2 protein-coding genes are annotated in these 1,941 nt (G+C 40.6%); both read left to right on the top strand.

Translation table 11 applies throughout. The features are described from left to right. On the top strand, positions 1-919 hold a 919-nt coding region (gene glf / locus V7Z60_RS09545; protein ID WP_334117580.1), incomplete at its 5' end, for a UDP-galactopyranose mutase. Between the two features lie 26 nt (positions 920-945). Beyond that, positions 946-1,725: a DUF4422 domain-containing protein gene (locus V7Z60_RS09540; RefSeq protein WP_334117579.1), complete on the top strand. Its 780-nt coding sequence runs from the start codon at positions 946-948 to the stop codon at positions 1,723-1,725. Positions 1,726-1,941: the final 216 nt, after the last annotated feature.

The raw sequence follows: 1,941 nt of genomic DNA, 5'->3' as shown, positions 1-1,941 counted from the left end.
GAATTATGTCAATCAGTTTGCTGAATTCAACCGCTATACGAACAGTCCGATTGCTAATTACAATGGCGAAATCTACAACATGCCGTTTAACATGAATACGTTCAACAAGCTCTGGGGAGTGGTTACTCCTAAGGAAGCTTTGGACAAAATCAATGAACAGCGTGCGGTGCTTAATGGCAAGGAACCAGAAAACCTTGAAGAGCAGGCAATTTCGCTTGTCGGAACGGATATTTATCAAAAACTTGTCAAAGGCTACACGGAAAAGCAATGGGGCAGGAAGGCTACGGAACTTCCCGCATTCATTATCCGCCGTCTTCCGGTTCGTTTGACTTATGACAACAACTATTTCAACGATGACTATCAGGGAATCCCGGTTGGTGGATACACTCAAATCGTTGAAAAGATGCTTGCTGATGATAAGATCACGGTTGAAACCGGCGTTGATTTCTTTGATAAAAAGGACGAATATTTGAAAAACTATGACAAGGTTCTTTTCACTGGGATGATCGATCAGTTCTTCGATTATAAGCTCGGAGAACTTGAATATCGCAGCCTGCGTTTTGAAACGGAAGAACTTGACGTTGATAACTATCAGGGCAACGCTGTTGTCAACTACACGGATGCCGAGACACCGTATACGCGGGTGATTGAGCACAAGCACTTTGAGTTCGGCAAGGGCGACAAAGACAAGACGGTTATTACGCGTGAATATCCTGCTGACTGGAAACGCGGCGACGAGCCGTACTATCCGGTCAATGACAAGCGTAATAACAGTCTTTATAAGGAATATCAGAATTTGGCTTCAAAAGAAGCAGGAAACGTTATTTTTGGCGGACGCTTGGGGCAGTATCGTTACTACAATATGGATCAGGTTATCGCTGCCGCATTGGTAACAGTTAAAGAAGAATTTGCTGATTAATTTGAGATGAAGCGAGGAATTTTTGTTTGTCATATGAAATTTATGTTGTAAGCCATAAAGATATCCGGATGCCTGAAGGAAACATTTATATTCCGGTTCAGGTTGGACCGGCAAAAGATGATTTTTCTGGATTCGTGCGCGATAATACCGGAGAAAATATTTCAGAAAAGAACCCTAATTATTGCGAACTGACGGCACAGTATTGGGCCTGGAAAAATCGTAAAGCTGATGTTAAAGGTTTGGTACACTACCGGCGTTTGTTTTCAAAGGGAAAAAGAATGCTTGGCGCGTCACTTGAAAAAAAGTATGAAAATGTTTTAGATGAAAAAACGATTGTTGATGTCATGAAGAAACATGACGCTATTCTTCCTAAAAAGCGTAATTACTATATCGAAACTTTATGGTCTCACTATGAACATTCTCACAAAATTGAAGGACTTGAAGAAACACGCAGGGTTATTGCGGAGAAATACCCTGATTATTTGATGAAGTTCGATGAGGTAATGAAACGCCGCAGTGCGCATATGTTCAATATGATTATTGCCAAAGACAAGGTTTTTTCAGCGTATTCAGAATGGCTTTTTGATGTTTTGGGAGAAGTTGAGAAACGTGTTGATATTTCAGGGTATTCGGTCAGCGAAGCTCGGATATTTGGCTATATCAGTGAACTTTTGATGGATGTCTGGATTGAGCAAAACCAGATAGACTACGTTGAGTTGCCTGTGATGTTTATGGGTAATCAAAATATGGTCAAGAAGATTTGGATGTTTGTTGCTAGAAAGTTTGGCTTTATTAAACAACCATAGTTAACGATGTCTGCTTGGATTGAGGGTGAATAATTTGTACAGTAAAAAAAGCAATGGGTGGTTGAAACACCTTGATTTTGTTTTGGTCGATTTGATCGTTATGCAAATCGTCTACATTGTTTCATATGTTATCCGCCATGGACTCGAAAACCCTTATGATAGGACGTACTACCAAGTCGGTGCATTGGTTATTTTGGTTACTGGTGTTGTGTTTGC

It is taken from the genome of Ligilactobacillus sp. (assembly GCF_036846325.1).
Taxonomy (GTDB): Bacteria; Bacillota; Bacilli; order Lactobacillales; family Lactobacillaceae; genus Ligilactobacillus.
Note: the sequence above shows the minus strand (reverse complement) of the source record. Positions and strands in the feature narration are given on the sequence as shown.